Origin of the sequence: Halomonas sp. CH40, assembly GCA_041875495.1 — a bacterium.
GTDB lineage: Bacteria > Pseudomonadota > Gammaproteobacteria > Pseudomonadales > Halomonadaceae > Vreelandella.
Genome location: CP112982.1, coordinates 2,442,251 through 2,467,041, shown reverse-complemented (window position 1 = coordinate 2,467,041; position 24,791 = coordinate 2,442,251). Strand labels below are relative to the sequence as shown.

The window sequence follows — 24,791 nt, the reverse complement described above, 5'->3', positions numbered from 1 at the left end:
CATAGAGGCCTCGTCAAGTGGCTCATGTGCAAAATGGGAGAAGTGCCTGATATCAGTCTCAAAACTCGCAACAAATACCTACATCCTAGCTTAGCAAAAACAGGGAGTAATCGCTTTTCTCATTGGTGGGGCTGTCGCAAAACCCAGTGCAGCCTACAAAAAAAGGCCTTTTAATTCTGACACAGGCAACTAACGTTAAATGTTTTTGTCGATGCTTTGTTAAGATGCTGTCAGATGATTTGTTGAAGGAACTGTCATGCCCTCATTCGTAAATGCCGTTTTACAACCTGTATTGCCGTTGTTCAAGAGGCTGGTTCGCGTTCTGAAAAAGGGCGGGTGCTGTGTCTGTTCCAGCAGAGTTGGCAAGGCGGGGGCGGCGACGCTGGCATCCTGGTGTTTTACTCTGGCTGCTCAGGCGGAAGAATCTGAATGGCCCAAAGGACACTATCCGCTGCCAGATGCTGGCAATATGGTAGGGGAAGTCTATCGCGTTGAGGCTGAATACGAAGATACGCTGATTGATATCGCCCGTGACCATAATGTGGGTTACGAAGAAATTATTCGTGCCAACCCTGAGGTGAGCATCTGGGTGCCGGGTGAAGGAACCGAGGTGGTGATTCCGGGGCAGCATATTCTGCCTGATGCCGAGCGTACCGGGATTGTAATCAACCTAGCTGAGCTGCGTCTTTATTACTATCCTGAGCCCGCTGAAGGCGAAACGGCAAGGGTGGAAACCTACCCCATCGGGATTGGCCGCGATGGCTACAATACCCCGCTGGGAGTGACCGAAACGACCATGCGCCTGAAAGACCCGGCCTGGTATCCGCCAGAATCCATGCGCGAAGAAGCCGCCGCCCAGGGCGAGCCACCGCCGAGTGTCGTGCCACCCGGCCCGGATAACCCACTGGGCGAACACGCCATTCTGCTCGATATTCCAGGTTACCTGATTCACGGTACCAACCAGCCGGATGGTATTGGTATGCGTGCCAGCCGTGGCTGTATCCGTATGTTCCCGGAAGATATCGAATCAATTTTCGGGCGTGTGCCGGACGGCACCCAGGTCAATATTATCGACTCGCCGATCAAGCTGGGCTTTGATGACCAGAGCGTGCCGCATCTACAGGCCTTTGCAGCGCTGGGAGAGCAGGAAAACGGCATGGATACCCTGCTGGGGATGTTGAGCGCACTCAATCAGCAGCAAGCTAGCGATCAAGCCGTTGATTTCGAGCGTTTTAGTCAGACGCTGGAAAGCTCCAACGGTGAGATTGTGCCTTTGATCTGAGAGTTTGTTTGAGACTCAAGCTTCAGGTAGGGCAGATACTAGACCCAAGGCAACGGCCTGCCTGACAAGCTCAGCCAGATTGTTGGCGCCAAGAGCTTTCATTGCTCTCTGTCGATAGACTTCCACTGTTTTGGCGCTGATGGCCATTTTTTCGGCAATCTCACGGCTGGTCATCCCTTGAGCGACAAGGGTGATGATCTGCTGCTCCTTGGGGCGCAAGGTAGCAAAGCGCCGACTCAGTTCATGGTGCTGCAGATTGCGTTGATGACGGCATTGCGCCTGAGTCAACGCCTCCTGAAGGCTATCGATCAGCTGCTGATGGTTGAAGGGCTTTTCGATAAAATCAAAGGCCCCGTTCTTGAGCGCCTGCGTGGCCATGGGAACATCCCCGTGTCCGCTCATCATGATCACCACGGCGGTTGCTCCCCGCTCAGCCAATTGCTGTTGCACCTGTAGGCCGCTGAGGCCGGGCATGCGCACATCAAGCAGCACCACCTTCCAGTTATGCGGGCTGGCCAGAAAGCTGTCGCCATCGGCAAAGGCTGCAGCCTCCAGGCCCACTGAACCTAGCAGCCAGACGAGCGAGTCACGCAGCGCCTGGTCGTCATCCACAATGGCAATGTCACGGTCAGTGCTATCGCGCCTGCCCGTATTTTCTTGATACGACGTATCCATCAGGAACTTTTCCCGTTAGTCATCTTGCATACACAGATTAAGCGCAGCGTAGTCTAGCGCTAAAGCGTGCGCCGCTAAACAGCGGGCTATGGCTAACGCTGAGTGCGCCGCCCATGGCTTCCATCAGAGAGCGGCTGATGGCCAGCCCCAACCCCAAGCCTTCGGCACGGGTAGAGTGAAAGGCGTTAAACACCTCGGCCTGTTGCTCGTCAGGCACGCCGGGGCCTTGGTCATCCACACGCACAACCAGGGAGTTTCGAGTATCGGTTTCAACACTGAGCTGGACATGGCGTGCGCCAGGGTGCTGGCGGCTGGCCTCCAGTGCATTCAATAAAAGATTGACGAATACCTGCTCCAGCGCCACCGGGTCGGCCATGACGTATAAATCGGCAGCAGAGTGTGATTGTCTGATGTCCAGATTGGCTTGCTGATAGCGCCATTCGCAAAGCTGCCGGGCGGCTTCAATCACTCGGGAAAGCTGCACCCGGCGACACTGGGTGCCACCGGTGCGAATAAAGCGCCGGATATGGCGCAGGCGTTCAGCCAGGCGCTGAACCTGATGATCAATCTGGGTAAGCGGATGGGCAAGCGCCTGCGCAGGCAGCTCAGGGTTAGCCTGCAGGGTGAGTAGGGCGCCGTTGGCGTAATTGGCGATGGCGCCGAGCGGCTGATTGAGCTCGTGAGCAATATTGGAGGTCAGCTCGCCCAGGGTTGCCAGCCGGTTGGCATGGGCAATCTGTTCCTGATGGCGGCGCGCCTGGGCTTCAGCGTGCTTGCGCAGACGGATATCGTGATTCAGCAACGAATGATGACCGGGTTCAGCCCCTCGGCCACGATGGGCCTGAACGACGCTTAACACCGGGATCAGCCCATCATGACCGCGCATCTCCAGCTCGCCGCTCCAGGAGCCGTAGCGGGCCACAGCGGGAAACACCACCTTGTTGAGTAGACTGAGCGAGGCATCGCTGTAAACCTGGCTCAGCGGAACAGCTTGGGTGGAGCGAGGCAGGTTAAAGCGTCGCCGTGCGGCTTCGTTGGCGCTGAAAATGGAACCATCTTCAGCCACAAAGAGCACGTAGTCAGAGGTGGATTCCACCACCTGAGCCAGACGCTCGCGATGGGCTTCCACCTTAATACGCCGCCCCACATCCCGGGAAACACACAGAATATCGATCAACTCGCCGGTGGCAGGGTCGCGGCGGGTGCGGCTGGTGGTTTCAAACCAGACGTAATGGCCGCTTTTGGCGCGAAAGCGATAGGTTTGCTGATAAAAACCAGCGTGATAATACACTCGAGGTGACTTGTTCAGCAGGTCACTCAGATCTGCGGGGTGGAACAGCTGATAGGCGGAAACGCCGATCAGTTCTTCCGGCGCATAGCCCAATAAATCCCGAGCAGCATTGGACGCGTACACAAAGGTGCCATCCCGGGCATGCCGTGAAATCAGGTCGGTGGTGCTTTCGGCCAGCCATTGATAATGCTGTTTGTCTTCCTGTAATTGTTGATTGTGTGCTTCAAGCTCAGCAATTCGGGCCTTGAGCCGTTGTTCGGTGGTCTGCTGCATAGCGTCAGCTCGCCGGGTCGAGAACACCGCCCAGGGAGGCATTGCGCCGGAACCAGCCGGCGATACTGGTTCTGGGCAGGCGGGTGGGCAGCACCTCATGGGGAACGGTCTCTGACAGGAAGCAGGTAAAGGCGCCCGCCTGCGGAACGATGCGGGCGACTTCCTGATCGGGGCTTTCAGGGTGATAGATCACCATTTCACCGCCTCCGTCGGCAGGCCATTCTGGGTTCAGGTAGCCAACAGTGGAAATGACCCGGTTGGCGCGCCCGCGAAAGCTGTCCAGATGGCGCTGATAAAACGCGCCCGGCGGATAGTGGGCAAAATGCGCCTCATATTCGAACAGCCCCAGAAACAGCGCCTGATTAAGCGACTGCTGTAGCTCGGCCATGCCAGCCAGATAGGTGCGTTGGGCCTGGCTTTCCCGGTTCAGCCAGTGAATGGCGTCACCGCGAATATCCTTGCGCAGGTGATGCTCTGTGCCACGCCCGATACCCGCTTGACTCAGGCCATCATGATCAGCCAGACGGCAAATTTCAGCATACAGTTGCTGGCACAGGGCGGGATCCAGCACCTCACTTTCTGCAAACCAGCCCTGCTCGACAAGAGCATCCACGATGCGATTGATGGTGGTCGGGCCAAGCAGTGAAGCCGCCGATAATGAGGGTGACATCATGGTCAAGAGTCAGTTATCCGTCAGAAAAAATGCGTTATAGCATGAAATGTCAGCGCCGCCAGTTTTATTTATCAGCCATGGGTTTTGAGCGCTCGGAAACCCCGCGTACCGGGTGGCGGCGTAGCAAGCCGCCAGGCTTTTCATACAGGCTGATAGGCATGCCAAAACCCTTTGCCAGCAGTTCCACCAACATCATGGCGGAAAGCCCCCAGATCACAAAACCATCGACATGGTAGCTTGGCACGTAGTAGGCAATGCCATCAACGGTGATCACATCGGTATGGGTGCGCCGGTCGTCCAGAAAATGTTGTACGGGAACTTCGAAAATCGCATCCAGCTCGCTGGGGTCTGCCTTGAGGGGCAAGTCAGGAGGAATCAACCCCACCCAGGGGGTAACCTGAATACCGTGCAGGGAAATCACATCGGAAAGCTGCCCCAGTGCCTTGACCTGATCAGGCGGAAGGGCAATTTCTTCCTCGGCCTCGCGCAGGGCGGTGGCATAGAGATCCGGGTCCTGCGGCTCCTGCTTGCCACCGGGAAACGCCACCTGGCCGCTGTGGGTGGCCATATGGCTGGCACGCCGGGTCAGCAGCAGGGTTGGCTGCGGACGGTCGACGATGGGCATCAGTACTGCCGCCCTGGGGAGGTTCATATCCTTCAAGCGTTGAGGGCGGTGCTGTTGCAGCCGTTGGCTGAGTTTCTCTAACATGAGGTTTCCCGAGTCTGTGTTTTCTTTTACCCAGCAGCGAGCGTTGGCGTCAAGTGGCGCTATGCGTTGCCTTCAAGCGAGAGTGCCAATGAACTTTTGTAGTCAATGTGGTGAGAAAGTCCGTTTTGCCATTCCGGAAAGTGATGATCGCCCGCGCTACCTATGTGATGCCTGCGGCACCATTCATTACCAGAATCCGCGTATTGTAGCAGGCACCTTGCCGGTCAGCGGCTCTCAGGTGCTGTTGTGCAAACGTGCCATTGCACCACGCAAAGGCTATTGGACACTGCCCGCCGGGTATATGGAAAACGCCGAAAGTACTGTCCAGGCCGCCACCCGTGAGACCTGGGAAGAAGCCTGTGCCGAAGTGGCGTTAGCCAATCTGTATACGCTGATTGACCTTCCTCATATCAATCAGGTGTATATGATCTTCAAGGCAGACTTGGTAGGTGGCTTTGCGGCAGGGCCGGAGAGTGAGGAAGTGGCGCTGTTTGAAGAAGACGAAATCCCCTGGGATTCTCTGGCTTTCCCGACCATCGAGCACACCCTGCGGCACTTCTACGCTGATCGCCATAAAGGCCTATACCCGTTGCATACGGGTGTGATTACCCCGGAAGACCGCGAACGCTACTTTGGCAGTGCTTGATGCGGGGAGCCGACTAGTTTAAAGATCGGCCAGCCGCCAGACATCGTAAGCAGGTGTTTCATACGGGTGGGCCAGCTTCAGGGCAGCAATGGCCGATTCGATCAGCTCATCATGACATACCAGCTCAATCTTGAGTTCTTCCACTTGAGTGAGTTGGTTGACATTGCCGATATGCGGCTGGGCACCCGTCAGTGGACGAAACTGCCCGGTGCCCGCGGTCGCAAAGCAGCAGGCTTCATAGTCGCCGATGCGGCCAGCGCCGGTAGAGAATACCGCTTCCTTGACGCTTTCAGCGTCTTCAACGGGAACGAAAAAGGCCAGTTTATACATGGTCAGCTCTCTTAATCAGAGGGGTTCAAGCGTTTCAGCAGCGTCTGCCACCAGGGTTGCCTGGCATCCGGCACGGATTTTTCCAGAAACTGGCGGATAGGCTCGACCTGAGCAGGCACATTGAGCATGGGGGCGTGGCCACAGCCTGGGGCTTCAAGAAAGCCCATCTGTGGCTGTCGCTGGCACATTTCAGCCACTGTAGCCTGGCTGAGCAGCGGGGAATGCTCGCCTCTTATCAGCATCAGCGGGCAGCGGATCTTTGCCCAATCGGCCCAGGTGTCGCGCGGTGTGTCGTGAATAAACTGCTCCGCGATACGTGGATCGTAATGAAAGGTCCAGGCGCCATCGGGCAGGCGGCGGGCGCTTGAGTGTGCCATGCTTAACCACTCTTGTTCCCGAGTGATGCCAAACCCTTGATAATTTTCCTGGAGTGCCTCACGCAGCTCAGCAAAGGTGGTAAAACGCTTTAAGGTACTGAAGTAGGTGGCCATCTGGGTCAGCGCCTCGGGCTCAAGGGCAGGGCCAACATCATTGAGCACCAGGCAGCGAATGCGTGACGCCGTGTCATCATCGGCGGCCAGTAGTATGCCCAGAAGCCCACCCATGGAGGTGCCGATCCAGGGGGCACTTTCCAGCTCAAAGGCATCCATTACCTGGGTGGCAACGGTCATGTAATGACTGTAAAGGTAGTCTTTGGCAGGATAAAACGACCAGTCAGAAAGCCCTCTGCCGGGGGTGTCGGGTGCCAGTACCCGCCACTGTGGGCCCAGATGGCGAGCCAGTTGCTCAAAATCACCGCCGTGGCGTGCCAGGCCGTGCCAGGCAATAACGCTATGGGGCGCATCCGGATTCCAGATGCGCACGACGATATCAAGCTGGCCGACTTTCAGGCATTTCATAGCATCCATAGCGCTTTCTCGCATCAGGTGGTCAACATCAGGCTCTGGTAAGGATATGTCAAAATTCGTGGAAAACCACCCGGCGGACAGATCTTTGGTTATGAACATGCGACAATGTATGTATATTATTCATCAATATCGGCCCGCTTGCACTGGCAAGCCTTGCTCCGCAACCGCCACTCCTTATGACGGATTATACCGAGGACGTTAACATGCCAAGATCTTCTGCCCACACCCAGCCACTGCCACGCTGTCGTTGGCTGAAACGTGCGCTTTTACCCACATTGGTAGCTGCTGCCTGGGGAGCGCCCGCATGGTCAGCTAACCTTTTGACCATTACCCAGGACGCCATTAATAACAATGCGGCATTGTCATCGGCGCGCCTGGTAACACGCAGCACTGAAGCGGCCCGCAATGCTGCCGAGGGCGCATTGAAACCTCAGGTGAGCGTCAACGGTAGCCTTTCACATAGTCGTCAGTATGAGAGCCAGACAAGCAGCGTGCCAACAGCGGGCGTGGGTGGCGATGACAGCGTCAACAGTGTCGGGCTATCCCTTGAAGCGACCCAGGCGCTGTTTGATGCCCTGAAGCGTCGCCAGGTGGAACAGGCCGATCGTCAGATTGATCAACAGCTTTTCCAGCTGGCAGCCACCGAACAGCAGCTGCTGATTGATGTGGCGTCGGCGTATTTTGAAATTCTGCGCGCCTATGAACTGCTCGATGCCCGGCGTGCCCAGGAGCGCGCCATCGGTCGCCAGCTGGAGCAGGCCAGGGAACAGTTTGAAGTAGGCCTGATCGCGATTACTGAGGTGGAAGAAGCCAAGGCAGCGTTTGACCAGTCTCGCGCTGTGCGGATTGCCGCCGATAGTGACCTCCAGGTGCGCTTTGAGGCGCTGGAGCGCTTGACCGGCCAGCGCTACGAAAGCATTGACGTCCTGACTGATGCGATGCCGGTTGCTCTACCTACTCCGGAAGACCGTGATTACTGGGTTGAACTGGCAATGAAAAATAACCCCCTGGTGCTGGCCAGCGAAGCCGGTGTTGCCCTCAGGCGTAGTAGCCTGGAAATCGCCAAGGCTCAGGAATCCCCCACTCTGAATGCGTTTGCCAACTACAACTTTTCAGACAACGACCGCAGTGGGGCATCAGGCTATAACTCAGCCAGTGAAGTCGGGCTGCGGGTCAGCATGCCGCTTTACACCGGCGGCACCACAGAAGCGACCATTCAGGAAAACACCTTCCTGCTGGAAGCCAGCCAGTATGATTTTGAAGATCAGCGCCGTGAAACCGTGCAGCAGATACGTTCGCGTTATACCCAGCTGAGCAATAATGTCTCAACGATTGAGGCGCGTCAGCAGGCGATTGTATCCAACCAGAGCGCCCTGGATGCCACCCGCGCCGGCTATGAGGTGGGTACGCGTAATATCGTCGATGTGCTGAACGCTGAGCAAAGCCTCTACAACGCCATTGCAGACCATGCCAGCGCCCGTTACGACTACGTGATCAACCTGCTGACCCTTCGCCAGCAGGCAGGCACTCTTGATGTGGCGGCGCTTGAAGAGATTAACGAATGGCTGGGAGAGGAAAGGGTCGAGTTTACCCTGCCCGAAGATAACCTTGGTAGTGTCACCAATATAGGTGAGCGTCCACGCCGTAATGGGTGATTTATTTCTACAGTATTTACATTCATGCGTGTATGATTAAAGTAAATGTGTACCTATCCAGCGGATAAACGGAAGTATCATCCATGAAGTTACTATCGAAGCGAGGCATGTTGGCGGCTCTGGTGATCGGAGCAGGCATAACGTTGAATGTTCTGCAGCCTCAACCGGTGCTGGCGCAGTCAGGCGGTGACCAGCAGGAACGGCCACCGCATGAAGTGGAGGTCACTGAGGTGAAACGTCAGGACATCGACCTGGAACGCTCCTACTCGTCATTGTTGCGCAGTGATAATGAAGTGGCGCTGGTGGCCAGGATCACTGGGGTGCTACAACAGCGCCACTTTGAGCCAGGGCAGATGGTGGAAGAAGGCCAGCGGCTGTATTCCATTGAGCCGGACGTCTATCAGGCGACCGTTAACCAGCGTGAAGCTGACCTGCAGAGTGCCCGCGCCGAGCTTTCTCGCGCCCAGCGCGATGCGCAGCGCTTCGAGCGGCTGCTGAGCCAGAACTCGGTCAGCCGCCAGCAGTATGACCAGGCGTTGGCCGAAATGCAGGTGGCCCGTGCCAGTGTGGCTCAGGCCGAGGCTTCGTTGGCCCGGGCACAGATCGACTTGGCTTATTCTGAGGTCAAGGCGCCCGTCGCTGGCATGATCAGCCTGAGTGAGGTCAACGTAGGTAATCTGGTCACTCCCGGTACGGCGTTGACTACCATTACGCCGCTTGACCCGCTGGAAGTGCGTTTTCAGCTGCCTCAACGGGATGCGTTCGAATTACGCCGGCAGTTGAATGACGGCACTGAGTTGGCCGATATCATGGTATTGCTGGATGTGGCCGGCCACGAATCGCCGCTTGAAGGCTATATGGATTACCTTGGCTCCCGGGTCAGCCAGGGCACCAGCACGGTTCAGGCCAATGCCAATGTCGATAACCCGGATGGCCAGGTATTACCCGGGCAGTTTGTGCGCGTTCGCATTGCCGGTTTGAAGCGTTATGGCGTTATCGCCGTGCCGGAAATTGCCATCACCCAGGGGCTGATGGGGCCGCAGGTGTTTGTTCTGGATGAGGATAGTACGGCGCGTGCACGCACAGTGGAGCTGGGCGAGTTGGCTGGCCCATGGCAGGTGATCGAAGGTGGCCTGGAATTGGGTGAGCGGGTTATTGTCGGCGACCCGGCCGGTATCGAGCCGGGCCGCAAGATAGAGCCGCGTGCCTTTGACGGTGACGCTGACAATCTGGTGGAAAATATCGAGGAAGAGAAAGAAGAGACTCAGGAGGAAACGCAGGAAGAGGCGGCAGAAGCCCAGAACGAACCTCAGGGTGAGGATTCAGAAGCGGGCGGAGATGATGCCTCATGAGTTTTTCCAATTTCTTTATTGCCCGGCCTATCTTTGCCACCGTGCTGGCGATCATCCTGACCCTGGTCGGCGTGGTCAGCATGCGGGTACTCCCTGTTGAGCAATATCCCAACGTTGTACCGCCTACCGTCTCAGTGAGCGCCCAGTTCCCCGGGGCGGATGCTGAAACCGTGGCGCAAACCGTGGCGGCTCCGCTGGCAGAAGCGATCAACGGCGTTGAGGACATGCTCTACATGACCTCGACCAGCGCCGATAACGGTTCGATGTCGCTTAACGTGGCCTTTGATATCGGCACCTCTGGGGATATCAATACCATCAACGTCAATAACCGGGTTCAGGGGGCGCTTTCGCGGCTTCCCGAGGCCGTGCAGTCTCAGGGGGTCAAGGTCGAACTGCGCTCCAGTTCGATTCTGATGCTGGTGGCCCTGATATCACCTGAAGGTGACTACAACCGCATTTTCATGCAGAACTATGCCACTCTGAACGTCCTTGACGAGCTGCGTCAGGTACCTGGAGTGGGGGAAGCCGAGGTGCTGGGTGGCGGTGAGTTTGCCATGCGCATCTGGATGGATCCGAACAAGCTGGCCCAATATGATCTGACGCCGACGGAAGTGGCCAGCGCCATTCGTGCCCAGAATACCGAAGTGCCTGCCGGTAGCCTGGCGGCAACGCCGCAAAGTGACCCGCGTGCTTTCACCTACACGATTACTGCCGGCGGACGCCTGAATAATGTGGATGATTTCCGCAATATCTATTTGCGTACCAACCCGGATGGCTCCTCATTACAGCTTGACGATGTCGCGCGTATTGAACTGGGTGCTTCCTTCTATGGGGTGAATGCCAAGCTGAACGGCGCCAGCATGACCCCGATCATCATCAACCAGCAGCCGGGTGCCAATGCGCTGGAAACCGCCGAGGCGGTGCGTAACACCATGGTGGACCTGAAGGAACGCTTCCCTCCAGGGCTGGATTACGTGGTGCCCTATGATACCACCCTGTTTATTGATGCCTCGGTGAATACGGTCGTCAAGGTCTTTATTGAGGCCTTCCTGATTGTCGGGGTGATCCTGTTCATCTTCCTGCAGAACTGGCGTTTTACCGTGATTGCCATGTCGGTGGTGCCGGTAGCGGTATTGGCGACCTTTGCCGGTTTCTACATGTTCGGTTTCTCGATCAACCTGTTGACGCTGTTTGCCCTGGTGCTATCCATCGGCATTGTCGTCGACGATGCAATTCTGGTGGTGGAAAACGTTGAGCGGGTGTTGAGCGAAGACGAAGATATCAGCGTCATGCAGGCGACAATCCGCGCCATGAAAGAAGTTGGCGGGCCTGTCATCGCGACCTCCCTGATCATGGCGGCGGTCTTTGTTCCGGTCGCCTTCCTGGGTGGTTTTACCGGGCAGATCTATCAGCAGTTTGCCCTGACGGTGGCCATTTCGGTGGCATTTTCTGCCTTGATGGCACTGACATTTACCCCAGCGCTCTCGGCGATTTTCATCAAGCATAAGCCTAAGAATGAATCGAAGATAATGCATGTCCTGGGTTTGCCGCTGCGCCTGTTTAACCGCCTGTTTGCAGCGATTACTGCAGGTTATATGGCGATTGTCAGGGTGCTGGTGCGTTTTTGGGGGCTGGCGCTGTTGCTGACCGGGCTGGTGGTCGCCGGTTCCTGGTGGCTGTACCAGACTACGCCGGCCTCCCTGGTGCCAGAAACTGATCAGGGGGTTGTGCTGGCGGCAGTGCAGCTGCCGGATTCCGCCTCCCTTGAGCGTACCCAGGCCTATATGGATGAGCTGAGTAGCCAGATCGAAGCCATTGATGGCGTGCGCTATTCCTCAGCGGTGGCGGGCTATGACATCCTTTCCAGCGCGGTCAATACGGCCCGCGGTATCATGTTCATTAACCTTGATCCTTGGGAGGAGCGCTCGCTGACCGCGGATGGGCTCGTCGGCCGGATCATGCAGCTGGGGGCTGAGATTCCTGGCGGTTCAGCAATGGCCTTCAACGTGCCGCCTATCATGGGGCTTTCCACAACCGGGGGCTTTACCGGCTACCTGCAATCCTTTGGTGGTGCGGATTCGCGTGAACTGTTCCAGGCCTCCATGCAAATCATGCAGGCGGCCAACCAGCACCCCGCACTTGAACGTGTCTTCACCACCTTCAATGTCAATGTGCCGGGCTACCGGGCTGAGATCGACCAGCAGAAGGCCCTGAGCTACGGGGTGTCACTGCAGGCACTCAACGCCACTTTGTCGAATACCTTTGGTAATGGTTTTGTGAACTTCTTCAGTTACCAGAACCGCAACTTCCAGGTGTATTTGCAAAACGAAGACGAATACCGCAAGACGCCGGATGACCTGAACCATATCTATGTTCGCGGTGGCAATGGTGAGCGGATTCCGCTGTCTGAATTTGTGACCCTGGAGCGCCAGGCCAAGCCCGCAGTGGTGTCGCGCTTTGGCGTTTACCTGGGTGCCCAGTTCCAGGGTGGCCCGGCAGAAGGCTATAGTTCCACCCAGGCCATTGAGGCCATGGAGGAGGTGGTTCGCGATACCCTGGGCAACGAGTGGGGCATGGGCTGGACAGGTACTGCCTATCAGGAAAGTGAGCTGGGCAACACCGCTGCTATGGCGATCATCTTTGGCCTGATCATGGTGTTCCTGATCCTCGCCGCCCAGTACGAAAGCTGGTCGTTGCCCTTGGCGGTATTAACCGCAACCCCTTTTGCCTTCCTGGGCAGTATTGGTGGCATTGTGCTGCGTGGCCTGGATACCAGTGTCTATGTGGAAATCGGCATATTGGTGGTGGTCGGGCTGGCGGCCAAGAATGCCATCCTGATTGTCGAGTTTGCCGAGCTGCAGCGTAAGGAGCTGGGTAAAACCATCCGTGAGGCAGCGGTAAGCGCGGCAGAGCTGCGTTTCCGCCCGATTGTCATGACGTCACTGGCGTTTATTTTCGGTACCTTGCCGCTGGCGCTTGCCACCGGCGCCAGTGATGTCAGCAGTCATCATATCGGCACCACGGTAGCCGTGGGCATGGGCACAGTGGCGATTCTGGGTAGCATGTTCATCCCCAGTTTCTATGCCATGATTGCCAGCATTGCGCAGTGGCTCAACAACAAGCGCCTGGGTAATGACAACGCCTCTCAAACGTAAGTGGTATTACTGCCTCTCCTTGAGAGGCTTGAAGAACGCAAACACCGGCCTTTGAGCCGGTGTTTTGCTATCTAACGGGTGGTTTTATGTCCCGCAAGGCTGCATAAGCTTAAGCTGGGTTTCCATCAGGCGTGAGCCTTCCTGGTAAATCGAGAAGGATTGATGATTGCGCAGCCAGTGATGGAACAGGCCGCTGAGCATGGCATTCATGATATCGGCTGCCATTTCCGGGGCAAGGCCTTCGCGCAACTGCTGGTAATTGGCGGCGCAGCGGAAATAGTCGACCAGAGCGCCGCAGGCGTCTTCTGCCATTTCGTTTTGCATGCTGATGGGGTCAATATCACCAAAGGTTTCGCAGCGGTGAATCAGAATGGTATGTACTCGCCGATAGCGTGGCTGCTCCAGGCGCTTGAAGCCGTTGATACAGGCCAGGCGAATGGCTTCCAGAGGCTTTTTGGCCAGCTCAGGATCATCAAGTTCTTCAATCAACCCCTGAAAGGGCAGGCGTACACGTTCCAGCATGGCGTTGAACAAATCCACCTTGTTCTTGAAATGCCAGTAGACAGCCCCGCGGGTCATCCCGGCGTGGCGAGCGATCTGTTCCAGGGATGTACGTGCCACCCCGTGCTCAATGAACATGTCTTCGGCAGCATCCAGCAACATCTCACGTGTTGCAGCAGCCTCCTCTTTTGTCTTGCGTACCATAAAGCCAGTATCCATGATGAGAACGGTGATTATTTTACCCGACTCATCAGGGTTTTACCCGCCGAGGAGGCTCCATTTTCTTCGCTAGGCGGGTCTTCAGGTGTAAGATAAATCCAAACACTGTTTTCATCGTCAAGGCAGACCTGATATGGCAAGAGCAGCTTTTACATTAGCGGGCAAGACGGTTCAGCCCGGGCAGCGGTTGGAAATTGACCTTCCCCTTGCCCGGCTGTACACCCACACGCAATTGCATATGCCCGTTGAAGTGGTTCATGGCCGCAAGGAAGGCCCGGTATTGCTGGTATGCGGTGGCATTCATGGTGATGAAATCAATGGCGTGGAAATTGTGCGTCGTTTGCTGCGCTCAAAGGCCATCAACAGCCTGCGGGGCACCCTGATTGCGGTTCCCGTGGTTAACGTCTTCGGTTTTTTACAGCAGACCCGTTACCTGCCTGACCGTCGCGATCTTAACCGCTGTTTTCCAGGCAGTGAATCCGGCTCTTTAGGTGGGCGGATTGCCGCCTTGCTCAGGGAGGAGATTGTTGATTGCGCTACCCACATCATTGATTTACACACCGGTGCCATTCACCGCACCAACCTGCCGCAGATTCGCGCCCAGTTAAGTACCGGCAGTGAAACCGAGCAAATGGCCGATGCCTTTGGGGCGCCGGTGATTCTGAATGCGGAGCTGCGCGAGGGCAGCCTGCGCCATTACGCCCAGAACCGGGGGATTCCCGTGCTGACCTATGAAGCGGGTGAGGCGCTGCGCTTTGATGAATGGGCCATTGCCCCTGGGGTAAGAGGGGTATTGAGGGTAATGCGCCGCCTGGGCATGCTGACAGGCGAGCAGCGCCGTCGGCGTCCTTCTCCTGCAGAGCTTGCCAATGGCTCAAGCTGGGCGCGGGCGCCAATTGACGGCATCCTGCGCCCCAAGGTGCGCCTGGGCGCCCGAGTGGCGAAAGGGGAAGTGCTGGGCAAAGTGGCCGACCCCTTTGGTAACGACGAAGACGAAGTGCGCGCCGTGGCAGACGGCATTGTGATCGGCATGAGCCGCTTGCCGCTGGCCAACGAGGGTGAAGCGCTGTTTCATATTGCCCGCTTTGATGCTATCGAAGAGGCTGAAACCGCGATAGAGTCGTTCAACTCCTCGCTGGAGCCACCGCCGGACTCACTTTACTAAGACAGGCGCCGCGACTTCTTCTGGCTCGCGCACCAGGCTCAGGGCGTCATCAAAGATGCGTAAACCGGCGCCCTCCTGATGGGCATGTTCAGACAGATGACGTCGGAAACGGCGCCCGCCGGGGCAGCCCTGAAACAGCCCTAGCAGGTGGCGGGTAATGTGATTCAGCTTGGCGCCTTCATCCAGGCGCGCCTGGATATAAGGACGAAACGCCTGAGCCGCTGCCAGACGGCTGCTGGCCGGGTCTGGTTGGCCATAAAAAGCACTATCGACTTTGGCTAGCAGCCAAGGGTTCTGATACGCCTCTCTGCCGACCATGACGCTATCAACATGGGCAAGCTGGGCCTGACAGGCATCCAGCGTCTTGATGCCGCCATTGATGCCAATATGCAGCTCAGGGTGGCGCTGCTTCAAACGCTGGACGCGTAGATAGTTCAGCGGCGGCACATCACGGTTCTGCTTGGGTGACAGCCCCTGCAGCCAGGCCTTGCGAGCATGCACGATAAAGGTATCGCAACCCGCATCCGCCACCTGGTGAATAAAGTTCTCCAGGTCAACATCCTCGTCCTGGTCATCAATGCCGATACGACACTTTACCGTGACCGGGATGGACACTGCCGCCTGCATGGCCTTGACCGCCGCGGCGACCTTTTCAGGGTGGCCCATCAGGCAGGCGCCAATCAGGTTGTTCTGCACCCGATCGCTGGGACAACCCACATTCAGGTTAACCTCGTCATAGCCCCAGGCTTCGGCAATCGCCGCGCATTCGGCCAGCTCACCGGCATCGCTACCCCCCAACTGCAGGGCAATAGGATGCTCAACCTCGCTGTAGCCCAGAAAACGCTCACGCGGTGAACCATGCAAAATAGCACCCGTTGTCACCATCTCGGAATATAGCAGCGCCTGCCGGGTCAGGGTACGTGCGAATGCTCGGTAATCTCGTGTGGTCCAATCCATCATAGGGGCCACGGAAAACGTTCTATCCAGCGCGGGGCGGGGAATGTCAGGCTTTATGCGGTTTTGCTGGGTTGCATTATCAATCATAACTGTTCATATTTACAGTGATTAGGTGGCGTTTTATATGATTCGTTGCTATATATCGGGTACCTGAGCCGCTTTGGTTTGGGTACATCAGAGAGGCAAGTAAGGCAACGATTCGTAAGCGCCGTAATAAGGTTAACAGTCTCTCATATCTAGCGTAAATTCGCATCGCGCTGACGTCGTTAGCCAGACTATTCAGGCTATTGCCCATAACGAAAGCACTCTCCACTAGCGACGTTCATCTCTGTTGCGTTGCGCATATGTGAAAAATTGCATCCCTATAGGGCATAAATTGACCTTGTAGTAATGGCGTTAGCAGTGGCCATGGGTTAGGCTTGGTTAATTAAGTAAACAAATTTATACGAGCAGTCTCAGGGTGTGTTTTTGATGCTTTTTCAGTATCGAGTGGGCCAGTAGCGAAGTGAGTATGCGTCGACCGCTGCCAGCGCGACCCACGGCAAGAAGGGGTGTTCTTGCTGTTAGTGAGTGACGAGCGACGGATCAAGCGGGTTCAGCGCCTGGCAGGCGGCGCGCTTTACTTGATCAGTGTCAATGATCATTACCAGCCAGTTATGATCTGCCCCGAGGATATGCACGACGTGGAGATATTGGGGCGCTGTGAGATAAGGATTGGGCGGGTTTTGTAAAGAGTATTAATTCTCTGTGAGGTTTCTATGTTTAATATTTTTGATAATTGTTACGATAAAGTTATAAAAAGTCATTACTTAACTGCTTCTATTGATTATAGAGATGCTGTAAATGGGCTTTACCCTGCGATCGACAGGCTTGAAATACAGCGAGATAAGTGCCTGATCATAAATTTCCGTGTAACATCGATTTTAAAATCACTGACACGGATAAACCTATGGCAAGGCGTCGCTTTGTTGATCCTCTCACAAAGTCTGAACAGCAGGCACTAACCACGGCCTATCATCAAAGCGAGAAGCGGGCTTTACGTCGACGTGCGCACGCCATCCTGCTGAGTGATCAGAGCCATACCATCAACCAGATCAGTGACATTCTGCAGGTTCGCCGCGATGCCGTCTCTCGATGGCTCAAACAATGGGAAACGTTGGGGCTTGACGGGCTCGCCGATAAGCCCCGCAGTGGTCGGACACCTATTCTGGACGAGCACGACTACCAGCGATTGAAAGAAATGGTTGTTGAACAGCCTCATCAGATTCGATCCTTACAGGCTCGGTTTCAGGAAGAGACTGGCAAGACAGTTAGCACGGTGACCCTTCGCCGGGCGTTGAAAAAAAAATGATCTCAGCTTCAAGCGCATTCGGCATTCACTGAAGGCACGGCGTAACGAAAGGGATTTCCGCAATACTCAGGGCCTTCTTAAGGCGCTTCAGCAGCAGGAAGACGAAGGCGAGCACGAGCTTTACTATTTTGATGAATCGGGTTTTTCCCAATCGTCGTCAGTGCCATACGCGTGGAGCCCTGTCGGTCAACCCTGCGAAGTGACCGCCTACTCTCGTAGCCGAAGACTAAACGTATTAGGGTTCCTCAGCCGTGCAGGGAAGCTTGTCTACCATACCACGACGGAATCAGTGACGGCCGAGACGGTCATCGAAGCCTTCGACAAGTTTGTGGCTCAGAAAGACCCTGACACCTTCGCCGTTGTGGTGCTCGACAATGCCAGTATGCATCGCTCCATGGCCTTCAGAAGAAAAATAGTGGAATGGATGTCGCATCGTGTGCATCTGATCTACCTATCAGCTTACTCGCCAGAGCTGAATCTGATTGAGATTTTGTGGAAGCAGATGAAGTATGCATGGTTGCCGCTAAGCGCCTACCTTTCGTTTGACCGCCTCTGCAATGAGGTTCATCGCCTACTCGGCGGCTATGGAGTTTTGCACGCGATTAATTTTGAATAGGCACTTAAGCAAAATCAAAAATTTTATTCCAGGCTTTATGACGATATAAAGATTGGATGTGTTATGCCTCCGATCACCATTGCTCTTATTGATGAAGAAGTTTCTCTACAAGAAAACCTTGATATTTTAAAACTTAGAAGTTACGTGAATGATAAGGTTGATGATTTTTTTGTTTTAGATGGCATACAGAGGTTAAATACCTTAAATAGAGTTAAACAGGATATGGGGGAAACATTTTCTGATATTGAAAATAGGAAGTTATACGTCAACATAATTATTTGTAGTACTTATGATTTGCTTCTGTACAGAATGATTACTTTAAATAATGGTCAGAAGCCAATGAGTGCACGTCATCAAATTGAGGTTATTGCTGGCAATATTTTTGATTTTGATGAGGTTGAGTTATCTGTTCAAGCTGAAAAGAGAGAGCCTGGTAGGCGAAGAAGGCATGGAGCTTTTAAAAAGGCCGATATTATAAAAGGTTACTTAGCCTTTCTTAGCTCTAGTGTAAATATCGACAATAATAAGATTATTGAAAGTAAAATGGACGAAATTATTGCTAGGAAGGTTGTAGGCTCTGGAATAATAGATGTAAAGTACAGTTTCTATGACGTGGTTGATTTAATATCACGCTTATCAGAAGATGAGCCTGAGCTAAAAAAATGGTTTCAAAGCGAAAATAACTTTGTTGGTTTTTGCTCTGGTGTAAGAGATTCTTTTGAAGTGATATCTAACACCTCTAGTAATGATTTTTTAGATAGAGTAAAAGTTTTTGAGCTAGCATTTGATAATTTACAAGTTTCACGAATTAAAGTTGGCTATGCTCGAAGGGTTTGTGCTGAACTTTTTGTTTCTAATTTCGATGAAAATAGAGATTGGGATGAGTTGGATTTTACCCATAAATTTTCATCGGTGATTTAATATGTCCAGCTATTTACTTAACGACGTATGTGAATTTTCAGAACTAGATAGATATCATCATTGTTATAATAGCTTTAATCCTGAAGCTAATTCTAGATTAAACCCATCCTCTTCGCCTGAGTATGTGGTTTTCAGGACTTTCTTAGGGGGGATTTGTTTTTTAAAATCGGGTGAAGATAGTATTATTTTTGATAAAAATTACTATCTTATAGAGCCACAAAATCAGTTTCTGGATAGTACTTATCTTTGGGCGGAAGTTGGAAATATATTGGCCCCGTTAATGTTAGATGAACAAAAGTTTTTAAACTCATTCAGAGGGCGTTATCTTGAAAATAAAAAATTCTATGAAAGTTTTTTATTAGAAATTTCGTATTCAATAGCTGCAAGTAAAAATGAGCGCTATGTAGAAAGTTTTTTGCATATATATAGAGGGTTGGAGCATATGAGTTATGCCTTACCTCTTATGTATTTAAAGCGTTCTGATGGTTACAAAAAGACATACGAGGCTTTTAAATCTTTTTTTGGAGATGATAATAGTCAGTCAGAGATGGGATTCGGTAAAAAATTTATTAGGTCAATAATGGATTCTAATATTTATTCTGCAAATGTCAAGATGGATTTTTCTGAACATCCAGAACAACACTATAATGCATTGAAGAAAATATTTAAAAGTGATAGTGATTTTAATTTCAATGATGACTTAAAACAAGTTGAGACTATTTTTGGACGTGTTTTTGATTTAGTGGTAAAGGTTAGAAATATGTATTTTCACCATTTGTATTCTAAAAATTACTCCTTAGACGGTCGTGAAATCGTTCTTCCTAATAAATTTTTTGAAGTTTTTGTCGATATTGGAATGTGTTTCTTAGCTAATTTTTACTTTATTATATTTTCTAGTAAATATGAATAACGTGCACAAGTTAAATATTGGCTTTAATTATAATTTAGATGTGTAGTATTTTAAATATAATTAGTGCCGGTCATTTAGTGAATGTTGAACCAGAGAAAGAAAAATATCTTTCTCCATCCCTCAATAGTCACTGATTTTGCAGGAAGGTGATGCAGCCATTGCTTAATGTGAAGTAAAAAGGCTCTTCGTCGTTGGGTGTGGAATTCGCCCCCTGAGCTGAGCCAGAATATTGCCTCCATATTAGCAGGAGGTACGACATGGACGGCACCCAGATTTTAACACTCGGCCTTGGCCTGGAAGCGCCCTGGATTCTCAAGGATCAGCACCTGGATACCGCTGTGTCGCCTCACCGCCTGGAGCTGTATGTCGAGGCGGAGCGTGGCAGCCTCTATCCCTGTCCAGAGTGCGGTAAGGCCTGCCAAGCCCACGACTTTGCTGACAAAACCTGGCGACATCTGAACTTCTTTCAGCACCATTGTTACTTGCATGCTCGCGTCCCTCGTACAAAGTGTCCTGAACATGGCGTCAAACGCATAAAGGTGCCCTGGGCGCGGCCCGGCAGTGACTTTACCCTGTTGTTCGAGCAGGCGGCCATGTCGCTCGTCAAGGAGATGCCAGTGCTGGCTGTCTCCCGGCAGTTGGAGATTTCCGACAAACGACTATGGCGCATCGTGCACCACTACGTGAACCGCATGCTGGGAGAGCTGGATCTGTCCAATGTGACCATGGTTGGCGTGGACGAAACCGCGTCCCGACGCGGGCATCGTTACGTCACCGTGTTCCTCGATATGCAGCGCAAGCAGGAACCGGTGATTTTCGCTGTTCCAGGCTGCGGCAAGGACACCATCAAGGCGTTCAGTGCCTTCCTGGCGGCTCATGGTGGCGATGTGGACAATGTGGTCGAGGTTGTCTGTGACATGTCACCTGCTTTCCTTAGTGGCGTCACCGAGTCTCTTCCCAAGGCGGAGGTAACGGTCGACTGGTTCCATATCGTGCAGACCTTCACCAAGCGGCTGGACGAGGTGCGCAAGAAAGAACGCCGCGAGCAGAAACACCCCAAGTCGCTGCGCTGGGCACTGTTGAAGAGCCTGGAAAATGAGAACCACACACCTAAACAGATATCGGCACTTCAGGAGCTGGTCGCTGATCAAAGCGCCACGGCCGATGCCTGGGTGATCAAGGAAAAGCTAAGCTGGATTCAGAAAGCGTCAACGCCCAGAGCCGCACGTTGGCGGATCACGAACTACCTAAAAATCATGAAGGCGGCGGCTTCTGAAAAGCCCCTACTGAAGCCAATGAAGAAGGCGCTGGACACACTTGAGCGACACGCTGATGCGGTAATCAGGCGCTGGCACTCGGGGCTGACAAACGCGCGACTAGAAGGAATGAACGGTCTGTTTCAGGCGGCTCGTTCACGTGCACGGGGCTACCGAAATGAAGCTAATTTCATTGCTATGATTTACCTGATTGGTAGCCCGGTGGGCTGCCTGCTTGATCAGGCCAAATCCACATGAAATGACGAAGAGCCAGTAAAAACAAGGCAACAATATGAGAGACTTATCACCGCCCCATCATCCGGTAGTGAACAAAGACAGCTCGCCCGACCATGATGACCTAGTGTTAGCAGAGATTGAAGGAACATGCTGTGTGTTTCGATCCCACCGAGCAGGCAGCCGCTGCCGGTTGCTGCCGTTGAAAGGTGGCCAGGGCCACTTCGTTCGGCCAGCTCAGTTCCGGGGAGTCGTGATTAAGCAGGTACGCGCTGATATATGTAATGATGCTGTGTAAGCATTTTCTTGCATAAGTTGTCGCTTATTAGCTGCGGCGTGATGACTGTACGTGTGCCATCTTAAAGATGCCGCATTGAAGTGCGCGGGACGGCATCCGGCTCGCCAGAAGGAAGCGGCAACACAAGAAAAACCCCCGGACATGGATGGCTGGGGGGTTCTGCGTTGGGGCTATGTTATCGTTGGCGTGGTAGCTTGCTAGGCCATTCGCTAAATACGTCATTGCCCGTTATCAGGGCTGGGAAGTCGCTAAATGCGTTGCTGATATGACGAATACCGCATTCCCATATCACTAATATGCGCCACCCTTGTTCGATCAGTTCCTTTTGCTGACGGTGATCACGCTTTACATTTTCTTCCAGTTTGTTCAACCAGAACTCTTTTCGAGTAGCAGGTGAGGTGGCGTAATAGCAGCCTTGGTGGCGGTGCCAGAAACAGCCGTGAACGAAGACCACCAATCGGTAGCGTGGCAGCACAAGGTCAGGCTTGCCGGGAAGGTCTTTGCGGTGAAGCCTAAAGCGGAAGCCTTGGCCGTGCAGGTAGCGCCGCACGGCCATTTCTGGTTTCGTATGTTTGCCCTGAATGCGGCTCATACAATAGGTGCGTTGGGGCCGCGTGAGGACATCCTTTGATTGAGCGGGTATAGGTTACTCCGTTTCTTCAAGTTCCTGGTTTTCGATGACCAGCTCATTTTCCCATTCAATGGTTTCAGGTCGAATAGATACGCTATCAACCGTAACGCCATTGAGCGCGTTGTCTTTAAGGGGGGCATCCACGCATGCCAGGATTGAGGATGCCATGTTTGCCATTGGTGTAGAAATGGCTAGCTTTGCGTAATCTTCTTTAACCTCATAAAGCCTGTAAATGCGGTAAGGAGATTCAGACTCTGCCATTTCCCGTAGTTCTGCCAATGAAACGTGGATAGGGTTTGTGAAGGGGCCACCTGTGGATTTTGCGTCAATCAGTTGTCTAGCGCTGTTGATAACGACTTCAAAGTCATAGGGCGCGATGGCGTTCTCGCTGGCCACCCATTGGTAATTGTCGATGCTAAGGCCTACCTGCTCAGAAAGATATTGGTTGAGAACCTCTTCTCCCAAATGGCCGACATTTTCAGCCGCTTTTTTGGCTTTACGTAGTTCTTCAATAGAGACTCCACGGGCGCGACGCCGTTTGCGAAGGTTTTGAATACCTTCAATACCGCCTTGGGCCGCATCTTCTAGGTCCTGGGTATCCAGTAAGTCTCGGAAAGGGTGGCTGGTAGGCATCAGGTTGCCCGCCAGCTTTTCCACTTCTGCCAATTCTTCAAGCGTAAGGGCTTTCATGCTGGTATTTTGATACAGGTTTTGTAACGTATGGTGAAGCCCTGCATCGTCTGGATGATTGGCGGCCACTAAAGTCATTTTCATCTGGGTAGGCCAAGCTGCACCGATAAATTCCATGATAGCGTAGTCGCCGGCATCTAGTACCTGATACCGTATATTATCATCTGGGGTGGCTATATATTTACCGTTCAAGCGCCAATTTTTATAACTTTTCTTTTTGATGATTTTCTGTGGTAATACTTGAGAAAGGGAGTCGCCAGGACCAAAAATGGTCAAGTTTAAGATAAACGAATCCCATTCTTTTTCTTCGGCAATAGCTGTCAGATTTGGGTAATAGATCTTTTCAAAAACGTCCCGGTTTAGGTTTATAGACTTTTGTTTACCTCTACCCTGACGGAAGTGGTATTCAAAAATAGTCAGATCAGATAGCGTTAGCTTCTTCAGTGCGATCTTGCGCGACATGCACAGCATTCCCTGTCAGTTGTTTTTTAATGGTTACAGCAAGCGCCTTTGCCATTAGTGGTGGCACGGCATTGCCAATCTGTCGAAAGGCGGGATTCATTGGTCCTGTGAATACAAACCCATCAGGAAAAGACTGTAGGCGTGCAGCTTCTCTCACTGAGATGGTGCGGGCCTGCTGGCTGTCGTAATGAATATGTGAATAGCTGTCTTTGCCCAGGTGTGCCATGAGTGTTCTTGCGGGCTGGTCCGCTTCCATTTTGCGCCACTTGTTAGGGAACTTGGTCGGGTCGTAGGGCGGGATGAAGTTTTTCTTTTCAGCCTCAAAACGCTCGGTACCTTCCTGTGGGCGGAAGCCTTCTTTCTTTTCAATCTCTTTAAGCCGTTCTTCGAACATTTCATTCGCTAGTGTATGCGCCTGGGGGTACTGATCGCCGGGCTGCATGCGGGCGAAGATTTTGTAATCACGGGGCAGGTAACGAATCACATGGTCATACACACCATCCAGTGCTTCAAAGCTTGGCCAGTCTCGCATGATGCGTTGGTATTCATTGAGGTGCAAGTTCGCTGGATAAAACTGTAGCGTGTCGAAACGGCGTGGGCCTTTCTTGAGTTTCTGCTCTGAGTCTTCGGCAATGGTGGGCAGGTCTGACAGTGCCTGCTCGGCCGTGACCGCAGGCTTTAAACCGGCTTGTTCTGGTTCCGGCGGGTCAATGAAGAACTGGGTTTCTTCATCCAGCAGGTCGCGCTTAATGGTTTTCATCGCTACCTGACGCGACCCGTGATAACCACGGGGTAAGTCAATCCAATGGGTTGGGCTGGGGAACCAGTCTGTGCATTCAAGCTCTTTGCGGTAGGCCACCAGGAACATCCGCTCACGCATTTCTGGTACGCCATAAAACACGGCGTTCAGCATGGTGTAGCGAGGCTCGTAACCAAGGTCTCGAAGCGCTTCACAGACTTCTTCAGCAATGTTGTGGCCACCGTAGTTGAGTACGTCGGGCACGTTTTCCATAAGAATCGCGACCGGACGCAGCGCCGTCACATAATGTAGATAGCGTAAGTACAGGTTGCCGCGTGGGTCGTTCAGATAGGCTTCCGGATGCTCTGCGACTTCACGCAATTTAGCGCGCCCAACACGAGCGAATGACTGGCAGGGCGGGCCGCCTACCACTATATCTACCTGGGTTTGCGGGTTGCCTTGCATGCCTAGCTCTTCCAGCAGGTCTTCAGGCTCTGTGGTGACAATATCCCTGGCCTTAGCATGAACTGCCTGCATTTCAGGTGTGGCATCGCGGTGAAAGTTCATAGCGTGGGAACGAGCGGCCGCCGGGTCAAACTCTACAGCAGCAATATTTTGAAATCCGGCTGCATTAAACCCTAGTGAAATTCCGCCGCATCCGGCGAATAAGTCGAGCACCCTGGGGGCCCCGCCTGCTCGAATTCGTTCAATTTTTTGCTGGATTACACGGCACATAGAGACTGTCCTAATTCGATTGCCCAGTATACACCAATATCTGAGACTGATTTCTCAGTTCCTGTGATACGCGTATTGAGATATAAGTAATTTTACCACTGGAATAACGTACAGTGCATTATTTTACGTGTTATACGATTAACTATGCGTCTGCCCT

21 protein-coding genes are annotated in these 24,791 nt (G+C 53.3%); 10 read left to right on the top strand and 11 right to left on the bottom strand.

The features are described from left to right. Window positions 1-256: 256 nt before the first annotated feature. Entirely contained in the window at window positions 257-1,282 is a 1,026-nt protein-coding gene (locus OR573_11425; protein XGA79108.1) for a L,D-transpeptidase family protein, read from the top strand. Window positions 1,283-1,297: 15 nt separating this feature from the next. Here OR573_11425 and OR573_11420 read toward each other — a convergent pair whose 3' ends face one another. From OR573_11420 to OR573_11405, 4 genes are all read right to left on the bottom strand, one after another. Next, the gene (locus tag OR573_11420; protein XGA79107.1) at window positions 1,298-1,957 is read right to left on the bottom strand and encodes a response regulator; all 660 of its coding nucleotides are present in this window, start codon (window positions 1,955-1,957) and stop codon (window positions 1,298-1,300) included. 37 nt (window positions 1,958-1,994) lie between these two features. Next, window positions 1,995-3,521 carry a PAS domain S-box protein gene (locus OR573_11415; protein ID XGA79106.1) on the bottom strand — a complete coding sequence of 509 codons (1,527 nt, stop codon included), beginning with the start codon at window positions 3,519-3,521 and terminating at the stop codon, window positions 1,995-1,997. 4 nt (window positions 3,522-3,525) lie between these two features. Further along, window positions 3,526-4,191, bottom strand: a complete 666-nt coding sequence (locus tag OR573_11410) for a 2OG-Fe(II) oxygenase (protein ID XGA81732.1) — start codon at window positions 4,189-4,191, stop codon at window positions 3,526-3,528. Between the two features lie 67 nt (window positions 4,192-4,258). Further along, window positions 4,259-4,903, bottom strand: a complete 645-nt coding sequence (locus OR573_11405; GenBank protein ID XGA79105.1) for a CoA pyrophosphatase — start codon at window positions 4,901-4,903, stop codon at window positions 4,259-4,261. An 88-nt stretch (window positions 4,904-4,991) separates the two neighbouring features. Between OR573_11405 and OR573_11400 the strand changes: the two genes are divergently transcribed. After that, entirely contained in the window at window positions 4,992-5,549 is a 558-nt protein-coding gene (locus tag OR573_11400; GenBank protein XGA79104.1) for an NUDIX hydrolase, read from the top strand. Between the two features lie 18 nt (window positions 5,550-5,567). Here the strand turns inward: OR573_11400 and OR573_11395 are convergent, their stop codons facing one another. Then, window positions 5,568-5,879: a YqfO family protein gene (locus tag OR573_11395; protein XGA79103.1), complete on the bottom strand. Its 312-nt coding sequence runs from the start codon at window positions 5,877-5,879 to the stop codon at window positions 5,568-5,570. An 11-nt stretch (window positions 5,880-5,890) separates the two neighbouring features. Further along, window positions 5,891-6,787, bottom strand: a complete 897-nt coding sequence (locus OR573_11390; GenBank protein XGA79102.1) for an alpha/beta hydrolase — start codon at window positions 6,785-6,787, stop codon at window positions 5,891-5,893. Between the two features lie 203 nt (window positions 6,788-6,990). Between OR573_11390 and OR573_11385 the strand changes: the two genes are divergently transcribed. The 3 genes from OR573_11385 (at window position 6,991) to OR573_11375 (ending at window position 12,949) form a co-directional block, all read left to right on the top strand. Continuing rightward, window positions 6,991-8,442 (top strand): TolC family outer membrane protein, encoded by a 1,452-nt coding sequence (locus tag OR573_11385; protein XGA79101.1) that lies wholly within the window; start codon window positions 6,991-6,993, stop codon window positions 8,440-8,442. An 83-nt stretch (window positions 8,443-8,525) separates the two neighbouring features. Further along, complete coding sequence (locus OR573_11380) at window positions 8,526-9,794, top strand: efflux RND transporter periplasmic adaptor subunit (GenBank protein ID XGA79100.1); 1,269 nt, start codon at window positions 8,526-8,528, stop codon at window positions 9,792-9,794. Next, window positions 9,791-12,949: an efflux RND transporter permease subunit gene (locus tag OR573_11375; GenBank protein ID XGA79099.1), complete on the top strand. Its 3,159-nt coding sequence runs from the start codon at window positions 9,791-9,793 to the stop codon at window positions 12,947-12,949. Before OR573_11380 ends, OR573_11375 begins: the two co-directional genes overlap by 4 nt. An 84-nt stretch (window positions 12,950-13,033) precedes the next feature. On the opposite strand, the gene OR573_11370 is transcribed toward OR573_11375, so the two are convergent. Next, window positions 13,034-13,654, bottom strand: a complete 621-nt coding sequence (locus OR573_11370; protein ID XGA79098.1) for a TetR family transcriptional regulator — start codon at window positions 13,652-13,654, stop codon at window positions 13,034-13,036. Window positions 13,655-13,802: 148 nt separating this feature from the next. Between OR573_11370 and OR573_11365 the strand changes: the two genes are divergently transcribed. Beyond that, window positions 13,803-14,834 carry a succinylglutamate desuccinylase/aspartoacylase family protein gene (locus tag OR573_11365; protein ID XGA79097.1) on the top strand — a complete coding sequence of 344 codons (1,032 nt, stop codon included), beginning with the start codon at window positions 13,803-13,805 and terminating at the stop codon, window positions 14,832-14,834. On the opposite strand, the gene dusA is transcribed toward OR573_11365, so the two are convergent. After that, entirely contained in the window at window positions 14,823-15,878 is a 1,056-nt protein-coding gene (gene dusA / locus OR573_11360) for a tRNA dihydrouridine(20/20a) synthase DusA (protein ID XGA79096.1), read from the bottom strand. The two genes, OR573_11365 and dusA, sit on opposite strands and share 12 nt — an antisense overlap. 862 nt (window positions 15,879-16,740) lie before the next feature. Between dusA and OR573_11355 the strand changes: the two genes are divergently transcribed. The 4 genes from OR573_11355 (at window position 16,741) to OR573_11340 (ending at window position 21,103) form a co-directional block, all read left to right on the top strand. Then, window positions 16,741-17,758, top strand: a protein-coding gene (locus tag OR573_11355; GenBank protein ID XGA79095.1) for an IS630 family transposase whose coding sequence is annotated in 2 segments (ribosomal slippage) — window positions 16,741-17,130 and window positions 17,132-17,758 — 1,017 coding nt in all. Because the reading frame shifts where the segments join, the coding sequence is not laid out codon by codon here. Window positions 17,759-17,821: 63 nt separating this feature from the next. Then, complete coding sequence (locus tag OR573_11350) at window positions 17,822-18,679, top strand: hypothetical protein (protein XGA79094.1); 858 nt, start codon at window positions 17,822-17,824, stop codon at window positions 18,677-18,679. A 1-nt stretch (window position 18,680) separates the two neighbouring features. After that, window positions 18,681-19,589, top strand: a complete 909-nt coding sequence (locus tag OR573_11345) for a hypothetical protein (GenBank protein XGA79093.1) — start codon at window positions 18,681-18,683, stop codon at window positions 19,587-19,589. 257 nt (window positions 19,590-19,846) lie between these two features. Next, a complete protein-coding gene (locus OR573_11340) occupies window positions 19,847-21,103 on the top strand; it encodes an ISL3 family transposase (protein XGA79092.1) in 1,257 nt (418 codons plus the stop codon). Window positions 21,104-21,552: 449 nt separating this feature from the next. On the opposite strand, the gene vsr is transcribed toward OR573_11340, so the two are convergent. Genes vsr through OR573_11325 form a run of 3 tightly spaced genes read right to left on the bottom strand, consistent with a single transcriptional unit; the run spans window position 21,553 to window position 24,634 of the window. Further along, complete coding sequence (vsr, locus tag OR573_11335) at window positions 21,553-22,020, bottom strand: DNA mismatch endonuclease Vsr (GenBank protein ID XGA81731.1); 468 nt, start codon at window positions 22,018-22,020, stop codon at window positions 21,553-21,555. A gap of 3 nt (window positions 22,021-22,023) precedes the next feature. Continuing rightward, window positions 22,024-23,160 (bottom strand): DUF3883 domain-containing protein, encoded by a 1,137-nt coding sequence (locus tag OR573_11330; GenBank protein XGA79091.1) that lies wholly within the window; start codon window positions 23,158-23,160, stop codon window positions 22,024-22,026. Next, window positions 23,120-24,634, bottom strand: coding sequence for a DNA cytosine methyltransferase (locus OR573_11325; GenBank protein XGA79090.1), 1,515 nt, complete (start codon window positions 24,632-24,634; stop codon window positions 23,120-23,122). Before OR573_11325 ends, OR573_11330 begins: the two co-directional genes overlap by 41 nt. Between the last annotated feature and the right edge of the window lie 157 nt (window positions 24,635-24,791).

Coding starts and splice junctions, on each gene's coding strand:
- OR573_11425 (XGA79108.1), top strand. CDS start 257: ATGCCCTCATTCGTAAATGCCGTTTTACAACCTGTATTGCCGTTGTTC.
- OR573_11420 (XGA79107.1), bottom strand. CDS start 1,957: ATGGATACGTCGTATCAAGAAAATACGGGCAGGCGCGATAGCACTGAC.
- OR573_11415 (XGA79106.1), bottom strand. CDS start 3,521: ATGCAGCAGACCACCGAACAACGGCTCAAGGCCCGAATTGCTGAGCTT.
- OR573_11410 (XGA81732.1), bottom strand. CDS start 4,191: ATGTCACCCTCATTATCGGCGGCTTCACTGCTTGGCCCGACCACCATC.
- OR573_11405 (XGA79105.1), bottom strand. CDS start 4,903: ATGTTAGAGAAACTCAGCCAACGGCTGCAACAGCACCGCCCTCAACGC.
- OR573_11400 (XGA79104.1), top strand. CDS start 4,992: ATGAACTTTTGTAGTCAATGTGGTGAGAAAGTCCGTTTTGCCATTCCG.
- OR573_11395 (XGA79103.1), bottom strand. CDS start 5,879: ATGTATAAACTGGCCTTTTTCGTTCCCGTTGAAGACGCTGAAAGCGTC.
- OR573_11390 (XGA79102.1), bottom strand. CDS start 6,787: ATGGATGCTATGAAATGCCTGAAAGTCGGCCAGCTTGATATCGTCGTG.
- OR573_11385 (XGA79101.1), top strand. CDS start 6,991: ATGCCAAGATCTTCTGCCCACACCCAGCCACTGCCACGCTGTCGTTGG.
- OR573_11380 (XGA79100.1), top strand. CDS start 8,526: ATGAAGTTACTATCGAAGCGAGGCATGTTGGCGGCTCTGGTGATCGGA.
- OR573_11375 (XGA79099.1), top strand. CDS start 9,791: ATGAGTTTTTCCAATTTCTTTATTGCCCGGCCTATCTTTGCCACCGTG.
- OR573_11370 (XGA79098.1), bottom strand. CDS start 13,654: ATGGTACGCAAGACAAAAGAGGAGGCTGCTGCAACACGTGAGATGTTG.
- OR573_11365 (XGA79097.1), top strand. CDS start 13,803: ATGGCAAGAGCAGCTTTTACATTAGCGGGCAAGACGGTTCAGCCCGGG.
- dusA (XGA79096.1), bottom strand. CDS start 15,878: ATGATTGATAATGCAACCCAGCAAAACCGCATAAAGCCTGACATTCCC.
- OR573_11350 (XGA79094.1), top strand. CDS start 17,822: ATGCCTCCGATCACCATTGCTCTTATTGATGAAGAAGTTTCTCTACAA.
- OR573_11345 (XGA79093.1), top strand. CDS start 18,681: ATGTCCAGCTATTTACTTAACGACGTATGTGAATTTTCAGAACTAGAT.
- OR573_11340 (XGA79092.1), top strand. CDS start 19,847: ATGGACGGCACCCAGATTTTAACACTCGGCCTTGGCCTGGAAGCGCCC.
- OR573_11330 (XGA79091.1), bottom strand. CDS start 23,160: ATGTCGCGCAAGATCGCACTGAAGAAGCTAACGCTATCTGATCTGACT.
- OR573_11325 (XGA79090.1), bottom strand. CDS start 24,634: ATGTGCCGTGTAATCCAGCAAAAAATTGAACGAATTCGAGCAGGCGGG.